Raw genomic sequence first — 21,020 nt, 5'->3', positions numbered from 1 at the left:
ACTCGCACTGCGCTTTGCGGATTTTCTGCAAAAGCATCACCAAGTCATTGCTTCTTCGTCGGTTAGCCTACCAAATCCATATATATGACATTTCACCGCGACAATCACAAGTCCCGGAATCGAATAGGCAATATCTTGATGAGCAGGAAAACTCTTTAGATAACCTCACCTTTTTGTTCGATTTTCATAATAAACAATCGCATAACTTAATAGCTAGTCCCCATTTTTCTGCCATCAGCAAGCATAACTTTCCTCATCCGTTTTTCTCCTTTCTCAATATGGTCCCAAAATGATATCATTATATGATTTAAGTCCAAATAAAAAACCAGTCGTTATGACTGGAGACATTATCTCAGTATTGATGCTTTCCAGTTTTTCCGCACAAATATCTTTTCACTTCTTTCAACCGCTTGTGCCTTCATTTCATACGTTTACAAGAAGGAATACGTTTTTATGATTGAGAAGTTGAATGTTTAAAGTAAATTCCACTTTCTATTCCATCCCAAATTTATTCTTTTAGTTCGTCCATCTTGCGATTCATCGCTTTGAACAAAGCTTCCGCCGCCGCCAGATGTTTATATTTGTCGTTGCTGTTGTTCCATCCTTCTTGCAAGATCGGGAGAGCATGTAGCTTGGTCGGATTGTTCATGACTAACGCCCAAGCTGCCCAAAACTGTACCTCCTTATCCTCATTTTTTAGGCACTGTTCAAGTGCTTCCTCCGCAGCTGGACCGATCCTCATCAGGGACAAGGCAGCGGACATGCGTGCCTCCTGATTGCCATCTTTCAAGAATTGAATAAGCTCAGGGACCGCTTGCGACGCAACAGGCCCAAGTTCCCCGAGCACAACAGCAGAAATTGACCGTACATTGTGATCAGGGTCCCTTAACCCTTCGACTAATGCAGGCACTGACGCATCTCCCTGTTTGATGAGCGCTTTAGCGGCCTCCCACATCGACTCCCTTTTTCCCAACGTTTGCACGTAAGAGGTGAGAGCGTTTGTTTCTTTTTTCATCAAATCTTTTGGATCCATATTTTCACATTCCTTTCTTTTTAATCATTTTCATCTAGCTTCTTAGAAGTTCGGTGAAAACTTATAGGAACTAGGAGGGGTTATCCAGGAAGGACCAATTTGCAAGACAAATTCCTCATGAGCATCTAAGATTATATTCGACGGGTCTCCTGTATATTCCTTGCCGTTGACATAGTCTTTCACTTCCGTACCACTTGGTGCCACCCAATCAGCGAAAACCAAAAGAGCAATTTAGAACGGAGTTTATGTCCACGGGTGCAGGAAGCTCCTACCTGCCACAAGGAAAGGGCAAAAAGGACGGGTAAACCGTACAACACCCTGAGAAAATCGAAATTTGAAATGCCCTTCAGTAACAGATTTGCCAAGTTTGCCATCAGAGCTGACAACAGCCAAATACCAAATCGAAGCAATCCTCTCCAGACGGCAACGGCCCCAAAAAGAATTTTATTTTGTGTCTATTCCGATATTGTTTGTAGTTGTTGTTCGGACAATTCTCTGTAGAGCGGATGGGTTTGCAGCAATTCGCTATGTGTTCCGACCCCAGTGATAGTCCCATTCTCTAATACAACGATTTGGTCTGCGTCGATAACAGTTGAGAGCCGATGAGCAATGACAAGTGTTGTTCTTCCTTCCATTAGCCGCTGCAGGGCCTTTTGAACAAGAACTTCCGATGAACTGTCTAGGTTTGAGGTTGCTTCATCAAGGAGAAGAATTTTTGGATTGCGTATAAGTGCGCGGGCAATGGCGATTCTCTGCCGCTGTCCGCCTGATAATTTGATTCCCCGTTCCCCCACTTCCGTCAAATATCCTTTTGGAAGCCGATCGATAAATTCCGCTGCATTTGCCAGTTTGGCTGCTCGTTCTATTTCTTCATCGGACACGTCTCTATTTAGCCCATAACAAATATTGTCGCGTATCGTGCCTGACATCATTGGGCTTTCTTGAGAGACATAACTGATTTGACTGCGCCATGAATGTAAGTGAAAATCTTCAATATTGGTTTCCCCAAGCAATATTTCTCCTTCATCGGGTGTGTAAAATCTCTCTAACAAAGCAAACAATGTCGTTTTTCCGCCGCCGCTCGGACCAACAATAGCCGTTGTTTTTCCCGAAGGAATAGTGAGCGTTACTTGTTTGAGCACAGGCTCTCCTTTTTTATAAGAAAAGGAAACATTTCGAAAATGGATGTCTTGCTCATGGTTTTGCACCGCAGGCAAGCTGTCACTTGGTTCTTTCTCTAAGGATAAAATACTTTGGATTCGTTCTGTTGCGCCCATTGCCTTTTGAAATGAGGTGAAAAATACAGCCATCTGACTAAAAGGAACAACGATTTGAACCATGTAAATAATGATAGCGACAAGAGAGCCGGATGAAAGTGTGCCTGAGGCTACACGAACGCCGCCATAACCGATTAAAATGACTAAAACGAGCATCATCACAAATGTCATAAAAGGGGAAATGACAGCCTGTATTCTCGCTTCTTTTAGACCGAATTGAAATAAATGAAAAATTCCTTGTTCCCCGTTTTTTTGTTCCTCTTTCTCTGCACAATAAGCTTTTACAAGACGAATATCGGATAACACTCTGCCAAGGTTCGCTGAAAAACTGGCCATTTCATCCTGGGTAGCTTTTGAAACTTGGTACATTTTTTGCCCAAGCGGCCAGAGTATGAGGAGCGAAATTGGAACAGCCGTCACCATCATAATAGTCATTTTCCAGTCGATAATAAGGAGAATACTAACAGCCCCTCCAACCGAAATGAATCCAGTCAGAAACGTAACTAAATGTTGGGTGATCAACGTTTTTAACGTGTTTGTGTCTTGAGTAATTCGGCTCATCGTTTCTCCAGATTGGTGCTTATCGAAAAAAGGAACAGGCAATAATAAAACTTGATTCCAAAGCTTTTTACGAATCGCCGCCACCACATATTCTCCAATATAGGTGAGGAAATAGTACGAAAAGCCGGAAGCGATCGTTTGCACAATAAACGAAGCAGCAAGTAAAATAATAATAGATGGTTCTATCGCAGATGCAGCGATCCGGTCAACAAGATCTTTAGTAAACCATGGTACAATGAGTCCAACTCCTGTCTCAATCAAACTAAGAGTAATAGCAGTGACAAAAATCCATTTTGGTGGATTCGTGTTCTTGATTAACTCCCAGAAGGTTTTCCAATTGTCTATCGGTATACTATGATTCTTCTTCACTTAAATCTACTCCTTCTTTCTCTAAAAATATTTCCACCGCTTTTGCCACCCATTCCTCTTCTTCTTTGGAAAAAGGAGATAGGAACAGCATAGGCTCTTCAGCGAATTCATCCTCTTTCAAATGAAATAGTGATAAATATTCACCAAAAACTTCTTTTGCAACGTCTTTGGCAATAGAGAAAAGTTCTTCAATTAACGATTGCACAGCATTATCACTCGGATCTTTTCCATAGTATTCTTTCAGCTTTTCGAAAATTCCAAGCAGCTTCTTCTCATATTCCAACTGTTTTTCTTCGCTAATATCAAATATTTTTTCCACTACTTCATCCGGCATAAATTGTTTCAGCCATTCTTTCTGTTGATTCTCCATTTGGATGGAGTTAATAAGCAAACTAAATATATCCGGATCCATCTTCTCTTGTTCTTCGGCAAGGTGCTGGGCATGCGTCACTGCCTTTATGATGCGGTCAATATGTTCACGCTTTTGCAGCAAAAGCCTCTTTTGAAAAGCAAGTGATTCTTTTAAGTCCCATTTCTCTTCTTGCATAAAACGTTTAATTTCGTCAAGGGAAAAGCCAAGAAACTTCAAGGCCACAATCTTTTGTAATGTAATGATCTCATCTTCACTGTAAAATCGGCGTCCAGAACTCGATACATGCGACGGCTTCAAAATCCCTATTTCGTCATAATAGTGAAGCGTTCGTATTGTTTGGCCCGTTTTTTTCGCAAACTCGCCGATTGGATATACCTTTTTCATCGTTCTCACCCCCTTCTGACACGATCATAAATCTTCACGTAACGTTAGGATCAATAAAAATGTTTCAGTTGTTACCATTTTTTCAAATCTACGTAATTACAACAAGCAACTGAAAAATTCAAGAAAGCTTACCAATACACAAAAAAACTCCCTGTTTATGCATAACAGGTTTACTTGTGAGGTGCAAAATGATAAAAAGCAAAGTGTTTCTTTCTGTAAATCACAAATTAAATAACAAATGAATTCACAGTACCATTCGCACAAAAAGAGCTTGGGGAATTTCCCAAGCTTGTCGTTTTTAATGATACTCTTTTTTAAACTAAAGCATAATAAGTAACTTTAATTAGTTAACCACTTTCCTTCATCCGATAAAGCGTTTAAAATATCCTCTTTAAAACTTTCCTTTAATTCATAAAAATGAACACCAGAGACTTCAAAAACATCATTACTCTCATAAAAAGTAAAATGAGAATTCTACCACGAGCAACGTTGTTTTCATCCCATCGCTCTACCTGTCTAAATATAATGTTATATTCTGCTCCTCTTTCATCAAAAGGTATTTCTGCCAAATATCGTTCACTGTTATAGTCTTCAAGTTTATTGGCATTATCAAATCGTTCTAACAAATTTTTTATCTCTCTCTCATCTGTCACATAATTATAAAAGCTTTGTTTACCACCGTTATCCCATTTAACCACTTGCATTACCATAGGCTTTTTAAAAGTTGCAAAAGAATAATTATCATATTCTGCAATATTACCTTTTGGATATGTTAGCGGATTGTACAAAACCCTTGGTGCTAGTTGAACTCTACTGTTCAACTAGCTCAAGAGCAACAAGCGTGTAAGCCAATAAAATACCGTCTAATGCAGTTTCAAACCCTTGGACGCTGTTAGTACGGATCGAAGTGAGACAAAACACATCCACAAGGACCGAAAAGGTGGTTTCCGCGATTTTTCTTTTTCGACACATCCATTGCTCCCATTCTTTAGAGTAAGAAGCCTGTTGATTCTTGCGGGACGGTGTCCAAAAAGCAATTCCGTATTCATGATGAAGCTTCTTTTGTAATGGTCGACTGACGTATCCTTTATCCCCTAACGTATAAGGATGTGGATGTTGAGTCATGACTTCTTCTGTCACGATTCGCTCATGATACGAAGCAACCGTGACCACATATCCCATAGGAAGCGACTGGTCCGTAATCTGGATGTGTAACTTAAATCCATAAAAGAACATCTTCTTGGAAGCGCAATATCCAATATCCGCCACATCTCGGAATCGTTTGACCCGTGAAACGCGTGCATAGTGACACAACTCAATTGGTAGACTGTCCACGACCGCATACGCGTGATATTGTCCACATTTAGCCAGTCGATGTCGAATCCATTTGATGGCCCAACATAAAGAACGGCATCGACGATTGTATCGAGAAGGTTCAGGGAACGACTTTCCCATTAATAAGTTTCCAACGACAAAGCGATGCCATGCCCGTTCCGATGTAAAGCCGAATAACTTTCCAAGCACATGAATCGCAATGATCACATCACCGGTTTGCTTCAACAAGTGCCGATTGCGTCTCTTCAAATATGGTTCGGTATAAGACAACTGTGTAATACGATCGATAAAATGGCGTTATATTGTTTTTGGATTTTCGCTTTGTTTGTTGTAAAATGAAAATGCTCTTGCATGATGATTCTCCTTTGAAATGTAGGTTGGCACTTTCATTTTAAAGGGATCTTCCATGCAAGGGCTGTTTTTATGTCTCGTGGTCTTTATCTAGCACCACGGGTTTTCTTTATTTAGGTGATTTTTGAAGGTTGTTTTCATTTAAATTATTAAAAGCGCTTAAACATCCCTTGTCCATTTTATAAACCTCATCACAAAGAAGGTTGATGTCTTCTGAGTTATGACTAGATAAGAGAATCGTTACATTTTGCCTTTTTAAATTTTTTATTAAATTTCTTATGTCTGCTACACCGTCCTCATCCAGTCCATTCATTGGCTCATCTAAAATAAGAAGACTTGGTTTTTCCATAATCGCTTGAGCTATACCCAGTCGTTGTTTCATCCCTAAAGAATAATATTTTGTAGGTCTTTTATCTTCAGGATCTAATCCTACGATTTCCAAGGTTTTTTTGATTTCCTCCAGTGAAATAATATTATTAATTGAAGCTAATAGTTTCAAATTTTCAAGACCTGAATAATGAGGTAGTAGGCCATTTTTATCTAATAGCAATCCTATGTTTTTAGGGAATTTACCAGAAGTTATTGGGTTACCAAATATTTCAATAATGCCTGAGGTGGGTCTTATAAGTCCGGCTATAACTTTAAATAGCATGGTTTTTCCTGATCCATTCCTACCCACGATTCCGCAAATTTTCCCCCTGCTAATTTCTAAATGAATATCTTTTAAAATCTTATGACCCTTTATCTCCTTACTAAGATTTACAATTTTTACTGCACTGTCATTATGGCCATTCATAATATCCCACCTTATAGCGTATTATTATGTAATATATTGTCAATACGTTTATAGCATATATAATGAAAGAGCATAATTATCACAAAAATTACAATGAAATAGTAAATCAATGACCACCCAAACGGAGAGATCTCTAAGTTTCTACCTACAAGAACGCCCTGTGAAAATGGCAGCCATTTATTCACATATGGTGAACTTTGTATTAAACCTACTGATATGAAAATAAAAATAATTGAAATACTAAAACCTACTATTGAATTGTTAACAAATATTGAAACCACATTACTAATTAAAACAACAAAAAAAGTCAACAAGATAAGTAAAACAAATTGAAATAACATTAGTTTTAGGGGAGTATAGGTTTTCAAAAAAGGAATATAATCTAAACTAGCACTTATGCTTTTTCCGCCATTTATTAGGTATGATAATAGTATTGAAATGGAATAACCTATCGAATAATAAATAATGATAAATATAAAATTAGCTGAAATCATCCCATTTAACCATAAAGAAAAATTACCTACTCTTGGAAGTATCCAAAGGTTGTTTTCATTAAGTTGTTTGTTTAAAAAATTCCCACATAAAACATATATCGGCGTTTGATGTAGCAACCATCTTAACAAATCGAAATTAAAATAAGAAGGTCCATAGTAAAATGTTATTAAAAGAGAGGCAGGTCCAGCATTTTGCAAATTATAAAAATTGAATGACACAAAATGAAAAACCACAAAAGTTAAAAGGATGATTATCATATTTCTTTTATACAACAAAGTACGAAGAAAATACCTTAAAAGACGTAAATATTTCATGATTGCCTCCAACTAAAGTCCATCTTTTTCACCCGCGATATTCCTATAAAAAATAATAGGGTCAAAACCATTCCCCAATAGATTATGGACTGGACAAAGTGACTATAAAATGAGCTCCCCATTTTTCCTACTAAAACATGATAAGTGAATGTAAACGGATAAAAGAAAGTGATTTTACTTAAATATATAACGATGCTAATAACATTAAAGCCGAGTGTGATGATAAAGCTAATTACATTATTTTGGACGATTAAGTTAGCAACAAAAAAAGTGATTCCCAATGTTAGAAAAAATAAATAAACGAGGAGTAGACTAAATAACACCAACGTCGATGGCTTTATATCGTTATATTTTAATAAGAAATCATATACGGCCGCCCCATATTCACTCCACCTGTTTTCAAATTTCAATGTCAACAATGATTCAAGGATGCAAATGAAAGCCGACGCTAAAACAAATAATAAGGTTGCAATGCCAATACTGATAACAGAAGTGTAAAACCATTTGGCGCGGCTGGCGAATTTAATCATTGCGTACTGATCAAACGAACGAAAAGTGGTGAAAGGAAAGATACTAATTAAATAAATTAATGATAAGAGAAAGAATACATGGAAAAAATCATGAAATGAAAATAATAATAAATCGAAAACATTTTTTTCCTCTTTATACATTAAAAAAGAATGAAAACGAAATAGACTAATTATAATGAGGAACAATAGAATCGTATAAACAAACTTACCACTATAAAGAATATTAAGCAATCTAATGCTCAAATTACTCCGCATGTTTGGCAGCTCCTATAAAAAATAATGCAACTCCTATGATTAGTAATATCAAATCGTAAAGTACGACGTATGAAATCTTTAAATCAGGATAATACTCTAAATCAAATAACATAGCAGAATTCAAGAATTTGTTGATTTGAAATAACAAAGTTCCAGAAATGATATAAAAGGCAAAGGGAAAAACAATGGTTAAATAATGATTATTAATAAATGTAGATATGCCAAGCGCTAAAGTAGAAAAAACTACCCCGCAAACAAAACTATTCAAAATCATGATCAAAACAAATAAAACCGGTGAATACTCGTATACTCCGCGCAAGACAATTATATTTAGAGTATCTACAACCGACACATCAAATTTTTTTATCAGTAAAAAGATGATAAACGATACAAGCAGGCTTGATGCAATCACATAGCCACTTACTAGTCCGTTTACCAGCAGTCGAATCAGCAAATATTTTTTTCTGCTCATTCTATAAGATATATAGTTGATTAAGCCAGTGCGAACATCCGTTACATAAGAAGCAGCAAATGGTAAAGAAACTAACACGGGAAATAATAAACTTAATATTGCTGACGTTCCCTCACTATGTGAGTACATAAATAAATAAATGGCGTTTACACCTGGGTACTGATGAAAAATAAACTCAAAAGAGCCTATAAATATACATGCAAAAATTAATAGTTGACTAATTAAAGTGTTTCTTGAAAAAAACGCCCTTTTTAACTCGATTGCAAAATATCCATTCTTCATAGTGTCTAATCCTTTCCTTTAAAGCAAACATAAGTACCATAAAATAAGGTACTTATGTTTGCTTTGATTCAATTATCTTTCATCTGGGCTCCATGTTCCTTTTGTAGAAACAGAATTCCAAACATTTGTTTGAGTTGAAATATTAAGATGTACGGATTTCCCAACATAGGAACTAGCGGAGCTATAATCTAATAGATATCGAGAAGGTGTACTATAGCTTACTTTAGTAGTAATGTTGCCGCCTGAACTATTTTCAATCCACGACACAAGGCCACCGTCAACTTTTTCAACGTTATTAACAGCAGATGAAGTATTATCTTTTTTTAAGGAACCTGATTCAAAATCTTCAATAACCGGAACATTAGTGTCGTACGAACCTATTTGTCTAGCAGCTTGTACCCCCGTAGCTGCTGCTACAACTAGTCCACAAATAGTAAGTGATGTGAGAAATTTTTTCTTCATTTTAATGCCCCCCTACTTCAAAATAAAATTAAATTTGCGCGCGCAGTTTATATAATTTGACATATTATTAAAAAATTCCTTCTTTTTTTCCAAAAAAAATAAAAAAATACAAAAATAGTCGAAATGTTGTTCAATGGATTAATGAATCACAATTTGTAACTTATTATTTTTTATAAAGTAAAAGAAAGCGCAACATCTATATCAATTCAGTTTGAAATTCTGATCAATGCCTGTTCTTGTCGATGCTGCTTCTAAACAGGTTAAGCAAAGGAGCGGATGAATTAGGATTCCAAATTACGAATGACCACGGTTGGACCATTGAACGTCGCCAAAGACAGGAGTGCAAAAGGAAAAAGGCAAACGGTCGTAACTCGTCTCATGAGACAATGCTACTTAGAAGTCCAAGCCGCTGAACTCTTAAACATCCACCGTGAAATCGTTTCGATTTACGTTCAAAAGTTTAACCAAGCTGGCATGGATGCGCTACTAGAACGCCATTATGCTCCCGGTAGAAAGGCCGTATCTGTCTCCAGACGAAGAATGTGAATTGAGAAAGATGCTGGAAGAAAGTACGCTTGCCGATGAAGGATATGGCATCGAAACATGCTGGAATACACGAATCATTCAACACGTATTAGAAGAGAAATTTTCGGTCACTATGTCCCGTGGCGGTATTTGCGATATGCTCCATCGCTGGGGATTTCGCTATACACGCCCTATGCGAATCCTCAAAAACAAAAAGAGTTTCAACAGGAAATGAAACTGATAAAAAAACTTGTCCGATAACACGGTCATAATCTATGAAGATAAAAGTCATATTCGGGACTACCAAGCTCTTCGTACCACATGGAGTGTCAAAGGGAGTCAAAAACAAATCCCTACATATGGACACCACGCGACAGCGAGCTTATTCGGCGGTCAGCGAATTTCTCTGTATGGAAGCGGATCAATGTCATGCACAGGCTTTTCTGCAATTTCTTCAATATACATTAACTCATTATCCAAATAAACATGTCGTGATGGTCTTAGATAACGCAAAAATTCATCATGCCAAAGTTCTTCAGCCTTTTTTGCATGAGCACGAAGAACAGCTCACTTTGGTATTCTTACCCCCGTATTCGCCGAATTTAAACTTAGTTGAACGAATTTGGGGGTGGCTTAAAGAGAGTGTGATTGCCAATCGGTTTCATCCCACTCGAAAGGAGTTGAGAGAATCGATTGTTTCGTTCTTGGAACACCTCGCTCAATTTCCAGAAAAAGTGCTTCAACGCATCGGACAGGTAGTTATGACAGGTAGTTATGTCGGAAAATTAATCTGAATCTATATAGTAATCTTCCTACAAGTTTTACATTGCCACTTTTGAGAAGATCCTGTACTTTTTCCACGACGATAAAATCCTTTTGGTTGTTCAAACGAGGTTATCTCTTCATTCGTACAACCATCTTTATGAAATTGATACTCAGGCGATATATCTTTTACTCGGTCCATCGTAGCTAACCGTTTAATCTCTTCTGCAACAGACCAGTTTGATACAAGTGTTACTGTACATTTGTGTGATTTGTATTTAGGCGGCTTTTCTGGGGCAGGGTTACAAATCAGAGCATTTCCTCTTGTTTTTCCCTTACTGCTGAGTTTGTATTGACTTGGTTTACCTTTGGCTCGTATTTCTTTTGAGGTTTGCCGAACCAATCACAAAATGGATTGGTACAATGATTGTATTTTCAATAGTTTTCAATTGACCCTCAAAGTCAAACTCAACAGGTCTATATGGAGAGCTGAACTTTCTGGAAAATTGTTGAAGTTTCATTAAAGGATAATGAAGTTGTCTATCTAGTAACTCTTCTTCTGTAACGGGTTCAACAATATTTACAATTCCGTCATTTAAGCGAGCTAGCCTTTTTAATTTAGCCAATACTTGTTTCCCCCGAGTTAAAAATTCGGTTCATAATTCTTTTGTTGTAACGCTTGTTTTTAATCCATTCAAGAAAGTTCTCATCTAACAAGATATTCGTTAGAAATTCGTCAACAACTTCCTCTTCGGTATGCTCAGTATATTCCGCATAATACTTCACAATATAATGAGTTCTTCCATAAAATTTCCAATAAACCCTTAAAGCTTGCTTATTCCTTGGTTTGATAAACTTCATTTTTTTCATAAAATCCCGCCCTTTCTATTTTACATAGCAATTCACAGCCGAAATCGCAACGAATTCACATATACCACAATAATTATTTCCATATTATTAGCGAATTTTTATGCGAATTTCTATGTGAAAATATAATTTATTTATGACAAAAGCTATTATACCAACAAAAAACGCACTGTGAATTCTGATGTGAATTCTCAGTGCGTTTTCGGTTGTTATTTGATTGTTTGCACCTCTGAAGTAAACCCGTTACCTATGCAGAGAGGTCTTATTTATTAAAACATTTCTGAAGTTGTTTTTGCTTGCATGTGAAGGAGTAAGTAGTCAGGGCCGCCTGCTTTCGAGTCGGTACCAGACATGTTGAAGCCGCCGAATGGTTGGTAGCCGACGATTGCGCCTGTGCAGCCGCGGTTAAAGTAAAGGTTGCCGACATGGAATTCTTCACGCGCTTTTTCGATGTTGAAGCGGTTTCTAGAGATGACCGCGCCTGTTAAGCCGTATTCTGTATTATTGGCGATTTCAAGCGCATGATCGAAATCTTTTGCTTTTGTGAAAGCAACAACCGGACCAAAAATTTCTTCTTGCATGATGCGAGCTTGAGGATCGACATCCGCAAATACGGTCGGTTGGATGAAGAAGCCTTTGGAATCATCTCCTTCGCCGCCTGTCATTAACTTGCCTTCTTGTTTACCAATTTCAATGTATTCCATAATTTTGTTGTAAGCAGATTGGTCAATGACCGGTCCCATGAATGTGCTTTGTTCGGCTGGGTTTCCGACTGTTAATTGTTTTGTTAATTCAACAACGCGGTTGAGCACTTGATCATACACTTCTTCAAGCACAACAACGCGTGAGCATGCAGAACATTTTTGACCTGAGAAACCAAATGCAGACGCAACGATTGATTGTGCCGCTAATTCAAGGTCAGCATCCTTGTCCACAACGATTGTATCTTTACCGCCCATTTCCGCGATGACACGTTTTAACCAGATTTGTCCCGGATGTACTTTCGCTGCTCGCTCGTAAATACGGATACCAACATCTCGAGAACCAGTGAAGCTGATGAAACGAGTGCGAGGATGATCGACTAAGTAGTCGCCAACTTCAGCGCCGCTTCCTGGAATGTAGTTTAATACGCCTGCTGGAAGGCCAGCTTCTTCAAGAACTTCTACAAACTTATAAGCAATAACCGGTGTAGCACTAGCTGGTTTTAAAAGAACTGTGTTACCCGTTACAAGCGCAGCAACCGTTGTCCCTGCCATGATCGCGAACGGGAAGTTCCAAGGCGAAATAACAACGCCAACGCCAAGTGGAATGTAGAAGAAACGGTTAAATTCGTTTGGTCGGCTTTCAACTGGAATACCGTCTTTTAATTTCAGCATTTGACGTCCATAATATTCCATAAAGTCGATTGCCTCTGCCGTATCAGCGTCTGCTTCTTTCCATGGTTTTCCTGCTTCTTTGACAAGCAATGCGGAAAACTCGTGCTTACGACGACGAACAATCGCAGCAGCACGGAACAAGATATCAGCGCGCATTTCTGGTTTTGTTTTACTCCACCATTTGAACGCTTCATCAGCGACTTTCATCGCTTTTTCAGCGAGGTCTCTATTCGCTTTTGAAACGCGGCCAATTACTTCATTTTTATTAGCTGGGTTAATGGAAACAATTTTATCCTCTGTGGAAACGCGCTCTCCACCGATGACTAAATCATAGTCTTTCCCAAGCTCTGCTTCGACCTTTCTTAACGCTTCTTCGAATGCCTTTTTATTGGCTTCTACCGTGAAATCAGTAAATGGCTCGTGTTTATAAGGTTGTACCATTGTTTACTCCCCCTTTGTCGAAATTGAGAAAAGCGTTTACAACCCACAATATCATTCTAACGGATCGCAGAGCGTTATTCAATTTTTTCAAAATTTTAGCAAGTATATAGGCTATTGATAAATATGAACAAACGGCTGATCGGATTTTGCCTGACGAACAATGATGCTTTCCGGTCCTCCTACGGATGAAATATAGACGTTTACCGTAATATAGTCTGGGAATTGTTCCATGACAAGTCCTGTTACGTACTGAGTAAATCCGATGACTTCAGCTTTTCCATAAAATTGCATCGAAATATCAATCGTCAGTTGTTGTAACTGATCATCACGATATAGAGCTTTGCCAATGACACCTGTATAATTCGGGAAAAACTCCTCAATATCCGACTTAAAGTTTAAAAACTTCATCACATCTTCGCGATGATTTTTCTGTGCTTCATCGGATGGGAATAAATAATATTCTTCGTTAATCTTTTCCCAGTCATCGATCCTAGAACTTCCTTGATCAACATTTGCCACCGCAAAAAAATGACCCGGAATAATGGACGTTTTCGGAGCTTGTTTAAACAGGGCGATCGTAATTGGCACGTCTTTTAACCCTTTTATATTGCGGACACGTGAAAGCACTTCCGCAGCAATTCGCTTTCCTTCTCGCTCAATGATCTCGTCTTTAATTTCGACCTCGCGCGGGTATCCTTGTTCCGTCTCATAATAATGAACGGAATTCAACGCAAGCCCTAAGACAACGCCGCCTAATTGCACCTTGCCGTTATCCGTTTTAACTAAATAGTCATGTTCCAAAATACTCGCTAAATAAATCGGACTTTTTGTGTTTTTTTCCTCATTCGTTCCTTTATCGCTGATCATTGGGTTAAGCCCAACGTTCTCGGACTCTTTCAATCCTTCTTCTTTTAGCTGCGCTTTTGTCAGCTTTCTTCGCAACCAACTTTCCACCGTTTTTTTGTGTAAATATTGGCCTTCTTGAAATAAGTAATCTTTTGGAGAAAACCGATCTTGAGCTAAGCGCATTAATCCTGTTTCAAATTCATCGACATCTAGACGCGTATTTAAGTTTTCTACCACTTGTCCGCGAGCCCCTGACGGTTTAAATGGCAAAATCATTCGATAATACGAGTCGGAAATGTTGTACTTCGGAATGACAGCTTTTTGCTGTTTGTTATTTTTTTCTTGCACAACTTCTTCCTCTCCCAATTTTGGTGCACACGCGGAGAGAAAAAGAAGGAGCGCAACAAACATCATCGCAAGTTTTTTCATATTCTTCACACCCACTTACTGCTCAATTTCTTGGAGAAAGCGCGCTTCATCCCAAATTTCAATGTCGAGTTGCTGCGCTTTTGTTAATTTTGATCCTGCATCGGTACCAGCAATCACTAAATCCGTATTTTTACTAACACTGCCCGTTACTTTTCCACCAAGCTGCTCAATTTTTTCTTTTGCTTCATTGCGGGATAATGTTTCGAGTTTTCCGGTTAACACTACTGTTTTGCCCGCAAAATAAGAGTCAACGTCTGTCGCTTTTACCGTTTTCGGACCTTTATATGTCATGTTCACTCCATAGGAAAGAAGCTCGTTTAATAGTTGATGGACTTCTGGTTTGCCAAAATAGGCGACTATCGAATCGGCCATTTTTTCACCAATCTCGTGAATGGTCATCAATTCTTCCTTCGTTGCAGTTTGGAGGCGGTCCATTGTTTCAAAATGCTCGGCTAACACTTTTGCCGCTTTCGCTCCTACATGACGAATGCCGAGCCCAAACAACAGACGTTCGAGCGAATTTTGTTTCGATGCCTCAATTGCATTTAATAAATTCGTCGCTGATTTTTCTCCCATTCTCTCTAAGTTCATCAACTGCTCTTTCGTCAACGTGTACAAATCGGCCACATCATGGACAAGCCCCTCACGAAATAGCTGGGCAATGACTTTCTCACCGAGCCCTTCGATGTTCATCGCTTGACGTGACACAAAGTGAATCAATCCTTCGCGAATTTGCGCTGGGCATTTTGGATTGATGCAGCGCAATGCGACCTCACCATCTAAACGAACGAGTTCACTTTCACATTCCGGGCAATGTGTCGGCATCGAAAACGCTACTTCTTCTCCCGTACGGCGCTCCGGTAATACGTTCACCACTTCCGGAATAATATCCCCCGCTTTTTTTACTACCACGTAGTCACCGATCATAATATCTTTCGCGCGAATTAAATCCTCATTATGAAGAGAAGCACGCTGCACTGTTGTTCCTGCGACTCGTACCGGCTCTAAAATGGCGGTTGGAGTCACCACTCCCGTACGCCCTACGCTTAATTCAATACCGATGAGCTTTGTCACTACCTCTTCTGCCGGAAACTTATACGCGATCGCCCAACGCGGGCTTTTCGCCGTTGTACCGAGCTGCTCTTGCTGTTCAAATGAATCGACTTTAATAACAATGCCATCGATTTCGTAAGACAATTGCGGCCGCTTTTCCTGCCACTCATGAATAAATTGAATAACTTCGTCCATATTGGCGCATTTGCGGCGCGCCGGATTCGTTTTAAACCCTAACTGCTGTAAATAATCAAGGGCGGCACTATGAGAATCAATCCCTAATTCCTCGGCATTGGCAAGACCGTATACAAATAAGTCTAAATGACGTGAGGCAGCAATTTTCGGGTCTAGCTGCCGCAATGAACCAGCAGCAGCATTGCGAGGGTTCGCAAATAGTTCCTCGCCCCGCTCACGACGCTGTTCATTCAATCGCTCGAACGATTTTTTTGGCATGTACGCCTCACCGCGCGCTTCCAGCGTGACAGGTTCATGTAAACGAAGCGGCAAAGAGCGAATCGTCTTTAAATTTTCAGTAATATCTTCGCCGATCACGCCATCGCCGCGCGTCGCACCCTGAACAAAGTATCCATCTTCATAGCGGAGAGACACGGCGAGCCCGTCTATTTTCAGCTCGCAAACATACGCCACATTCTCGCCGACTTCTTGACGCACACGGCGGTCAAAATCGCGCAGATCCCCTTCGTTGAACGCATTGGCCAGGCTAAGCATCGGTGTGCGATGCTCTACTTTTTGAAATGCTTCTAGCGCTTGTCCACCTACACGTTGGGACGGCGAATCTTTTGTTTTCAGTTCTGGATATTGTTCTTCGAGCGCGATGAGCTCTTGCATGAGCCGATCATATTCCGCGTCTGGTACAGATGGATTGTCAAGCACATAATATTCATAATTGTACTTGTTTAAAAGCTGTCGAAGTTCTTCGATACGCGCGATCGCAGCCTGTCGATCCATTCTCGGTTCATCCTTTCCTTACGCTTTTGTAATTGGAGCAAATTTGGCAAGCAATCGTTTAATCCCGATTGGACTTGGAAAAGCGATGTCTAGTTCTTTATCGTCTCCTTCTCCTCGTACGCTAACGACCGTACCGATTCCCCATTTTTTATGTTCCGCTTTGTCGCCGACTTTCCAACCGATTGCTTCGCCACCTGTTGTCGTTGCCACCGTTATCGTACGGAACGTTTTTGTTGGCTGGCTCGCTGCCCATGGTGTCGTTTTGTTCGCACGCTCAATTAATTCATCCGGGATTTCATTTACAAAACGCGACACCGGGTTGATATTGGTCCGGCCAAACAATGTACGCATTTGGGCGCTTGTTAAAAACAATTCTTCTTCCGCCCGGGTAATGCCGACATATGCAAGGCGGCGTTCTTCTTCCATTTCCTCTTCGTCGTCAAGTGAACGGCTATGCGGAAAAATCCCTTCCTCCATGCCGATTAAAAAGACAACCGGAAACTCAAGCCCTTTGGCAGAATGAAGCGTCATTAACACGACTGCCTCTTGTTCGTTTCCGTCTGGCTCGTCCAATTGATCAATATCAGCGACTAACGCTAAATCGGTTAAAAAGGCAATCAATGACTTATCTTCGTTCGTATTTTCGAAATGCTTCGTAACTGATAAAAACTCATCAATGTTCTCAAGACGGCTTTGCGCCTCTAACGTTTTTTCTGCACGTAACATATCGCGATAGCCTGATTTATCTAAGACATCTTCAACTAACTCTGTGACCGAAACATATTCTTGCATTTGCCCCCACTGTTCAATCTGTCGGCGAAACTCCGTTAACGAAGCAGCGATGCGTGCACTTAACCCGATTTGTTCAATTTCTCCAAGCGCCTGAAACATCGAGAGCCCGTTCGCTGCGGCATAGCTTGTAATTTTATCAAGGGAAGAGGCACCAACGCCGCGCTTCGGTACGTTGATGATGCGCATTAGACTAATGTCATCGTCCGGATTGGCAATGACGCGCAAATACGCTAAAATGTCTTTAATTTCTTTGCGGTCATAGAACTTAATGCCGCCGACGATTTTATAAGGGATATTGGATTTGACTAATACTTCCTCCATCATCCGCGATTGTGCATTTGTTCGGTACAGAATAGCAAAATCGGAATAACCTCGTTTGCCGCTATCTACATATTCTTTTATTTTCCCGGCGACAAACTGCGCCTCATCCGATTCGCTCATCGCTTCATAATAGACGATTTTCTGTCCTTCTGGATTTTCCGTCCATAATTTTTTCGGTTTGCGGTTATAGTTATGTTCAATGACTTCGTTTGCCGCTTGTAAAATGCGTTTCGTTGAACGATAGTTTTGCTCGAGTAAAATGACTTTCGCGTTCGGATAGTCTTTTTCAAACGATAAAATGTTTTGGATATCTGCTCCGCGCCAACGATAAATTGATTGATCCGAATCGCCGACGACGCACAAATTTTTAAAGCGCGACGCAAGCATTTTAACAAGCATGTATTGCGCCCTGTTCGTGTCTTGGTACTCATCGACATGAATGTATTGAAACTTATATTGATAATACTCAAGCACTTCTGGAACGCGCTCGAACAATTGAATCGTCGTCATAATTAAGTCGTCAAAATCAAGCGAATGGTTTCGAAGCAGGCGTTTTTGGTATTCTTCGTATACGTCGCTGACGATTTTTTCGTAGTAGCTCCCTGCTTTTTGGGCGAATTTCTCCGGGGAAAGCAGATCGTTTTTAGCGCTGCTGATCGTCCCTAAAATCGAACGCGGGTCAAATTTTTTCGGATCGATGTTTTTTTCGTTTAAAATTGTCTTTAACACGGAAAGCTGGTCAGTCGTATCTAAAATCGAAAAGTTGCGGTGAATGCCGATGCGGTCAATATCGCGGCGCAAAATGCGAACACACATCGAGTGGAATGTCGAAATCCAAATGTCCTCCGCTGCTCCGCCAAGAAGAGCTTGCACGCGCTCCTTCATTTCGCGGGCCGCTTTATTCGTAAACGTAATTGCTAAAATATTCCAAGGTGCCACATGTTTTTCCGCCATTAAATAAGCAATGCGGTGCGTCAATACGCGCGTTTTTCCGCTTCCCGCTCCCGCCATGATGAGAAGAGGCCCTTCCGTCGTTTTTACAGCCGCTTGTTGTTCGCGGTTTAAATTGGCTAATAACCTTTCTGATAAAAAATTCACCTTGATCACCACCACAAAACATATGTTCTATTTTATACTATTTTTCTTGCTTGTACAACTTATCCTTTTACCGCTTTTACAGTTTTGAGCGCTTTTTCTAGATCTTTATAAATGGCATTTCCGATAACGATCGTATCGGCGTATTGCGCCATTTCTTTGGCTTGCTCTTCGTTTTCAATTCCTCCTCCATAGAACAATCGGGTATCGCGCAGCACATGTTTGACTTTTTGTACTGTTTGCGGGTTTCCATATGCTCCGCTATATTCTAAATAAAAAACGGGTAGATGGTACATATACTCGGCCATGCGCGCATAGGCAACGATATCTTCTTCTTGAAGCTCCGTATTGGCATCGGTTAACGCAGCCGCTTTGCAATCTTTATTTAAAATGCAGTAGCCCTCCATGAAAATTTCATCCCAATTCATTAACTCACCAAATTCTTTTACTGCTCGGTGATGCAAATCGACAATCCATTTCGTTTGCCGACTGTTCAAGACCATAGGAATCAAATAAAAGTCAAATCCCGGCGTAACGGATTCGATATTGGATATTTCTAACACACACGGAACGCTGAAACGACGGATACGCGCCATTAAATCAAGCACGTTTTCTAATGTCACACCGTCGGTTCCACCAACAATAACAGCGTCCGTTCCTGATTCACATACGAGTTCAAGTTGTTCATCGCTAAGTTGTTTATTCGGGTCTAGTTTAAAGACATGACGCCACTGGCGAAGATCATACATACACGAAAACCTCCATTTGCTTATCCATCTTTCCATTATAACAAATCCTCACTCTTTTCAGCCAAAAAGAAAAGGAGCTCCTTCACGTAAAAGGAATACTCCCTTTTTGATTAAGCATCATGCGTTTCTTTCGGTTCATCCGTGTTTTCTTCTTTAATGCGCTCAAGCGCCATTTCATAAGCATCATTTCCGTAGTTTAAACAACGTTTGACGCGGGAAATCGTCGCGGTGCTTGCTCCTGTTTCCGTTTCAATTTTATGATACGTGTATCCTTCACGAAGCATTCGCGCGACTTCTAAGCGCTGGGCGAGCGATTGGATTTCATTCACCGTGCACAGGTCATCGAAAAAGCGATAACATTCTTCTAAGTCGCGAAGGGAAAGAATCGCCTTAAACAGTTGATCTACTTCTCTGCCTCTCAACTTATCGATTTGCATTGTCATTTCCCCCTCTATATAAACATAATCTAGCGATATTGAACAATGTCAAGTTCTGGAACGATATTAATCCATGTTTTACCCGGCACAAAACCAACGGGCACCCCGTTTTCATACGGCAAAATACGACCATCGATGTTTTTCCATTCCACTTGTCTCACCATTCCGTTTTGAAATAAATACCCTTTGCCGCCGGATGTTAAGTCGATGTCACGACGTCCTGATTTGTCAGCGATCGTATGTTTCGCTGCCACGATAAACACATTGTGCACGATAATGGGGGCTTTTGTGTCATAATCCACCGTCTGTTCCCCTGCGCTATAGCGAAAATATCCTTTTTGATCCGGAATGTATTTGTACTGAACATGGGCATAATCGCGATGCGAATACGCAATCTCAATTTGCTGCGCCGCTTCTTCCTTTTGCTCATCCGTAAAAAACGGCAATGGCTTCACTTTCTCTTGAAGGGAATACCCCTTTTCTCTCGCCCCCTTTTCAATATTCGCAAAGGTAATATACGAATTATGCGGCGCTTTACGAAACGAGGCACGCTTAAACAACGTCCCGTCATAAAACAGGCCATTCAGATAATCTGTCCCTCCAGCTTCCAGCATCGCTTTTGCCTCTGGACTCCATCCGTGACAAATATAGAGTGCATCATAGCCCTTGCTTAATTCAATATAATAGTCGCGGGCACTGCGAACAGGGCCGACTTTTTCTGGGAATTCGCTCTGATATAATGCCAAAAAGCGCGTAATATCCCCTTCAGCAAGTACTTCGTATACGATATCCGCTTTTTGCAACCCCGACTGCGGTCTTGCTTTCGGATGATTGTTCACCATAACCGCAATCACGCGATGGTCAGAAGATTTCGCCGCCGGCAATCCGGTCAACGGGAATACTGTTTGTTCTTGTTTCGATGTGTTATCTTGTTTCGGCGTTTCGATTGGTGCTGTGTTCTGATGTATGCCTTCTTCTTTTTCTTTTGCACAGCCTCCCATAAGAAGACATGCTCCACTCAACGCAATGAACCAACGTTTCAATGATCACACAACCTTTTTTTACTTTT

The 21,020-nt window shown here is 40.1% G+C and carries 20 protein-coding genes and 1 pseudogene; 3 read left to right on the top strand and 18 right to left on the bottom strand.

Annotated elements, in window-relative coordinates:
• Positions 1-508 precede the first annotated feature (508 nt).
• The 9 genes and pseudogenes from ISX45_RS17510 to ISX45_RS17470 all read right to left on the bottom strand — a co-directional run bounded on the left by ISX45_RS17510 (position 509) and on the right by ISX45_RS17470 (position 9,289).
• On the bottom strand, positions 509-1,033 hold the full coding sequence (locus tag ISX45_RS17510) for a HEAT repeat domain-containing protein (RefSeq protein WP_194519515.1): 525 nt from the start codon (positions 1,031-1,033) through the stop codon (positions 509-511).
• A gap of 455 nt (positions 1,034-1,488) precedes the next feature.
• Positions 1,489-3,240 (bottom strand): ABC transporter ATP-binding protein, encoded by a 1,752-nt coding sequence (locus ISX45_RS17505; protein ID WP_194519514.1) that lies wholly within the window; start codon positions 3,238-3,240, stop codon positions 1,489-1,491.
• Positions 3,224-3,997 carry a MerR family transcriptional regulator gene (locus ISX45_RS17500; RefSeq protein ID WP_194519513.1) on the bottom strand — a complete coding sequence of 258 codons (774 nt, stop codon included), beginning with the start codon at positions 3,995-3,997 and terminating at the stop codon, positions 3,224-3,226. The genes ISX45_RS17505 and ISX45_RS17500 overlap by 17 nt, the downstream gene beginning before the upstream one ends.
• A gap of 404 nt (positions 3,998-4,401) precedes the next feature.
• Positions 4,402-4,785 (bottom strand): hypothetical protein, encoded by a 384-nt coding sequence (locus ISX45_RS17495; RefSeq protein ID WP_194519512.1) that lies wholly within the window; start codon positions 4,783-4,785, stop codon positions 4,402-4,404.
• A gap of 22 nt (positions 4,786-4,807) precedes the next feature.
• Positions 4,808-5,685: pseudogene (locus ISX45_RS17490) on the bottom strand (IS982 family transposase).
• Between the two features lie 107 nt (positions 5,686-5,792).
• Positions 5,793-6,479 carry an ABC transporter ATP-binding protein gene (locus ISX45_RS17485; protein WP_181557464.1) on the bottom strand — a complete coding sequence of 229 codons (687 nt, stop codon included), beginning with the start codon at positions 6,477-6,479 and terminating at the stop codon, positions 5,793-5,795.
• 11 nt (positions 6,480-6,490) lie between these two features.
• The gene (locus tag ISX45_RS17480) at positions 6,491-7,288 is read right to left on the bottom strand and encodes a hypothetical protein (protein WP_194519511.1); all 798 of its coding nucleotides are present in this window, start codon (positions 7,286-7,288) and stop codon (positions 6,491-6,493) included.
• Positions 7,289-8,062: 774 nt separating this feature from the next.
• Entirely contained in the window at positions 8,063-8,827 is a 765-nt protein-coding gene (locus tag ISX45_RS17475) for a hypothetical protein (protein ID WP_181557463.1), read from the bottom strand.
• Between the two features lie 72 nt (positions 8,828-8,899).
• Complete coding sequence (locus ISX45_RS17470) at positions 8,900-9,289, bottom strand: hypothetical protein (RefSeq protein WP_194519510.1); 390 nt, start codon at positions 9,287-9,289, stop codon at positions 8,900-8,902.
• A gap of 300 nt (positions 9,290-9,589) precedes the next feature.
• On the opposite strand from ISX45_RS17470, the gene ISX45_RS19760 reads away from it, so the two are divergent.
• From ISX45_RS19760 to ISX45_RS17460, 3 genes are all read left to right on the top strand, one after another.
• The gene (locus ISX45_RS19760) at positions 9,590-9,835 is read left to right on the top strand and encodes a hypothetical protein (protein WP_228485578.1); all 246 of its coding nucleotides are present in this window, start codon (positions 9,590-9,592) and stop codon (positions 9,833-9,835) included.
• A 10-nt stretch (positions 9,836-9,845) separates the two neighbouring features.
• On the top strand, positions 9,846-10,049 hold the full coding sequence (locus tag ISX45_RS19755) for a helix-turn-helix domain-containing protein (protein WP_228485729.1): 204 nt from the start codon (positions 9,846-9,848) through the stop codon (positions 10,047-10,049).
• Positions 10,050-10,224: 175 nt separating this feature from the next.
• A complete protein-coding gene (locus ISX45_RS17460) occupies positions 10,225-10,608 on the top strand; it encodes an IS630 family transposase (RefSeq protein ID WP_194519509.1) in 384 nt (127 codons plus the stop codon).
• A 330-nt stretch (positions 10,609-10,938) separates the two neighbouring features.
• Here the strand turns inward: ISX45_RS17460 and ISX45_RS17455 are convergent, their stop codons facing one another.
• The 9 genes from ISX45_RS17455 to ISX45_RS17415 form a co-directional block, all read right to left on the bottom strand.
• Positions 10,939-11,202, bottom strand: a complete 264-nt coding sequence (locus ISX45_RS17455; protein WP_181557512.1) for a hypothetical protein — start codon at positions 11,200-11,202, stop codon at positions 10,939-10,941.
• Positions 11,195-11,446: a hypothetical protein gene (locus ISX45_RS17450; protein ID WP_228485576.1), complete on the bottom strand. Its 252-nt coding sequence runs from the start codon at positions 11,444-11,446 to the stop codon at positions 11,195-11,197. The genes ISX45_RS17455 and ISX45_RS17450 overlap by 8 nt, the downstream gene beginning before the upstream one ends.
• Positions 11,447-11,712: 266 nt before the next feature.
• Positions 11,713-13,260, bottom strand: coding sequence for an L-glutamate gamma-semialdehyde dehydrogenase (gene pruA / locus ISX45_RS17445; protein ID WP_194519508.1), 1,548 nt, complete (start codon positions 13,258-13,260; stop codon positions 11,713-11,715).
• A gap of 111 nt (positions 13,261-13,371) precedes the next feature.
• Positions 13,372-14,535, bottom strand: coding sequence for a CamS family sex pheromone protein (locus tag ISX45_RS17440; protein ID WP_181557510.1), 1,164 nt, complete (start codon positions 14,533-14,535; stop codon positions 13,372-13,374).
• Between the two features lie 15 nt (positions 14,536-14,550).
• A complete protein-coding gene (ligA, locus tag ISX45_RS17435) occupies positions 14,551-16,557 on the bottom strand; it encodes an NAD-dependent DNA ligase LigA (RefSeq protein WP_194519507.1) in 2,007 nt (668 codons plus the stop codon).
• 18 nt (positions 16,558-16,575) lie between these two features.
• Positions 16,576-18,768 carry a DNA helicase PcrA gene (gene pcrA / locus ISX45_RS17430; RefSeq protein WP_194519506.1) on the bottom strand — a complete coding sequence of 731 codons (2,193 nt, stop codon included), beginning with the start codon at positions 18,766-18,768 and terminating at the stop codon, positions 16,576-16,578.
• Between the two features lie 59 nt (positions 18,769-18,827).
• Positions 18,828-19,514 carry a heptaprenylglyceryl phosphate synthase gene (pcrB, locus tag ISX45_RS17425; RefSeq protein ID WP_181557507.1) on the bottom strand — a complete coding sequence of 229 codons (687 nt, stop codon included), beginning with the start codon at positions 19,512-19,514 and terminating at the stop codon, positions 18,828-18,830.
• 110 nt (positions 19,515-19,624) lie between these two features.
• Positions 19,625-19,951, bottom strand: coding sequence for a YerC/YecD family TrpR-related protein (locus ISX45_RS17420; protein ID WP_194519505.1), 327 nt, complete (start codon positions 19,949-19,951; stop codon positions 19,625-19,627).
• A gap of 29 nt (positions 19,952-19,980) precedes the next feature.
• A complete protein-coding gene (locus ISX45_RS17415; RefSeq protein WP_228485575.1) occupies positions 19,981-20,994 on the bottom strand; it encodes a DUF3048 domain-containing protein in 1,014 nt (337 codons plus the stop codon).
• Between the last annotated feature and the right edge of the window lie 26 nt (positions 20,995-21,020).

The sequence above is a fragment of the Thermaerobacillus caldiproteolyticus genome, from assembly GCF_015326725.1.
GTDB classification, from domain to species: domain Bacteria; phylum Bacillota; class Bacilli; order Bacillales; family Anoxybacillaceae; genus Thermaerobacillus; species Thermaerobacillus caldiproteolyticus.
The sequence above is the reverse complement of the archived record's forward strand: the minus strand, read 5'-3'. Positions and strand labels throughout refer to the sequence as shown.

Excerpts from the sequence above, each read along its gene's own strand:
- ISX45_RS19755 (WP_228485729.1), top strand. The coding sequence starts at position 9,846 with ATGCTGGAAGAAAGTACGCTTGCCGATGAAGGATATGGCATCGAAACA.
- pruA (WP_194519508.1), bottom strand. The coding sequence starts at position 13,260 with ATGGTACAACCTTATAAACACGAGCCATTTACTGATTTCACGGTAGAA.
- ISX45_RS17485 (WP_181557464.1), bottom strand. The coding sequence starts at position 6,479 with ATGAATGGCCATAATGACAGTGCAGTAAAAATTGTAAATCTTAGTAAG.
- ISX45_RS17475 (WP_181557463.1), bottom strand. The coding sequence starts at position 8,827 with ATGAAGAATGGATATTTTGCAATCGAGTTAAAAAGGGCGTTTTTTTCA.
- ISX45_RS17450 (WP_228485576.1), bottom strand. The coding sequence starts at position 11,446 with ATGAAAAAAATGAAGTTTATCAAACCAAGGAATAAGCAAGCTTTAAGG.
- ISX45_RS17420 (WP_194519505.1), bottom strand. The coding sequence starts at position 19,951 with ATGCAAATCGATAAGTTGAGAGGCAGAGAAGTAGATCAACTGTTTAAG.
- ISX45_RS17510 (WP_194519515.1), bottom strand. The coding sequence starts at position 1,033 with ATGGATCCAAAAGATTTGATGAAAAAAGAAACAAACGCTCTCACCTCT.
- ISX45_RS17480 (WP_194519511.1), bottom strand. The coding sequence starts at position 7,288 with ATGAAATATTTACGTCTTTTAAGGTATTTTCTTCGTACTTTGTTGTAT.
- pcrB (WP_181557507.1), bottom strand. The coding sequence starts at position 19,514 with ATGTATGATCTTCGCCAGTGGCGTCATGTCTTTAAACTAGACCCGAAT.
- ISX45_RS17470 (WP_194519510.1), bottom strand. The coding sequence starts at position 9,289 with ATGAAGAAAAAATTTCTCACATCACTTACTATTTGTGGACTAGTTGTA.
- ISX45_RS19760 (WP_228485578.1), top strand. The coding sequence starts at position 9,590 with ATGACCACGGTTGGACCATTGAACGTCGCCAAAGACAGGAGTGCAAAA.
- ISX45_RS17440 (WP_181557510.1), bottom strand. The coding sequence starts at position 14,535 with ATGAAAAAACTTGCGATGATGTTTGTTGCGCTCCTTCTTTTTCTCTCC.
- ISX45_RS17500 (WP_194519513.1), bottom strand. The coding sequence starts at position 3,997 with ATGAAAAAGGTATATCCAATCGGCGAGTTTGCGAAAAAAACGGGCCAA.
- ISX45_RS17460 (WP_194519509.1), top strand. The coding sequence starts at position 10,225 with ATGGAAGCGGATCAATGTCATGCACAGGCTTTTCTGCAATTTCTTCAA.
- ligA (WP_194519507.1), bottom strand. The coding sequence starts at position 16,557 with ATGGATCGACAGGCTGCGATCGCGCGTATCGAAGAACTTCGACAGCTT.